Raw genomic sequence first — 1,150 nt, 5'->3', positions numbered from 1 at the left:
GGTCTCAGCCCGGTGTCAGGAAGTGACGGTCGCTGTCACCGAGGATGAAGGCCACGATCTCGCGCACGTAGTCGCTCTGGGTTTCGTCTCCCAGCCGGCGTGCTCGGTCGGCAAAGGCACCCTCGCCCTGCGCCAGCATCTGGAACGCGGCGCGCAGCGCGGTGATGTCGGAGCGGCTCACGCCCTTGCGCTTCAGCCCCACGAGGTTCAGCCCGTCGAGCTTGCCGCGCGGCGCCTGCACGAGGCCGTAGGGGATCACGTCGTTGGTCACCATGGTGACCGCACCGATGATCGCCCCGCGCCCGATGCGCACCCACTGGTGCACGCCCGAAAGGCCGCCGACGATGACGTCATCGTCGAGCACGCAGTGCCCGGCGATGGCCGAGTTGTTCACGAGGATCACCCGGTCGCCGATCTGCGCGTCGTGGGCCACGTGGCAACCCGCCATGAACAGGCCGTCGTCGCCGATGCGGGTGACGCCGCCACCGCCCTCGGTGCCGCAGTTCATCGTGACATGCTCGCGGATGCGGTTGCGCTTGCCTATGACCAGCCGGGTCTTTTCGCCCCGGAACTTGAGATCCTGCGGGATCTCGCCGATCACCGCGAAGGAGAAGATCACCGTCTCCTCTCCGATCTCGGTGTCGCCGGTGATCACGACGTGGGATTTCAGCTCGACGCGCGGACCGAGTACCACCTCGGCGCCGACGTGGCAGAAGGGGCCGATGCGGCAACCTTCCCCGATCTGCGCGCCCTCCTCGACGACGGCGCTGGGGTGGATCTCGGTGCTCATGCGGGCAGGTCCATCATCGCTGTGAATTCGGCCTCTGCGGCCATCTCGCCGTCGACCTCGGCCACCCCCGCGAATTTCCAGACCTTGCCGCCGGGCTTGCCGCGCACCGTGGTGAGCTTCATTCGCAGCTGGTCGCCGGGCACCACCATGCGGCGGAACTTGCACTTGTCGATGGCCATGAAATAGACCTTCAGGTTCTTGTCCGCGAGGCCGAGCGCCGTGCCCACCATCACCGCCGAGGTCTGTGCCATCGCCTCGACGATGGTGACGCCGGGCATGATCGGCTGGCCGGGGAAGTGGCCCTGGAAATGAGGCTCGTTCATGGTGACGTTCTTGATGCCGACGGCGGACTGGTAGCCG

2 protein-coding genes are annotated in these 1,150 nt (G+C 67.0%); both read right to left on the bottom strand.

Going from position 1 to position 1,150, the window contains the following annotated elements:
• Positions 1 to 4: 4 nt before the first annotated feature.
• Entirely contained in the window at positions 5 to 790 is a 786-nt protein-coding gene (gene lpxA / locus HC022_RS27100; RefSeq protein WP_008884444.1) for an acyl-ACP--UDP-N-acetylglucosamine O-acyltransferase, read from the bottom strand.
• Positions 787 to 1,150: 3-hydroxyacyl-ACP dehydratase FabZ (gene fabZ / locus HC022_RS27095; protein ID WP_167454438.1), on the bottom strand; the 364-nt coding region annotated here is incomplete at its 5' end. The genes lpxA and fabZ, both read right to left, overlap by 4 nt.

Source organism: Salipiger sp. HF18 (assembly GCF_011806505.1).
GTDB lineage: Bacteria > Pseudomonadota > Alphaproteobacteria > Rhodobacterales > Rhodobacteraceae > Salipiger > Salipiger thiooxidans.
This window is presented reverse-complemented; position numbering and strand designations above follow the sequence as displayed.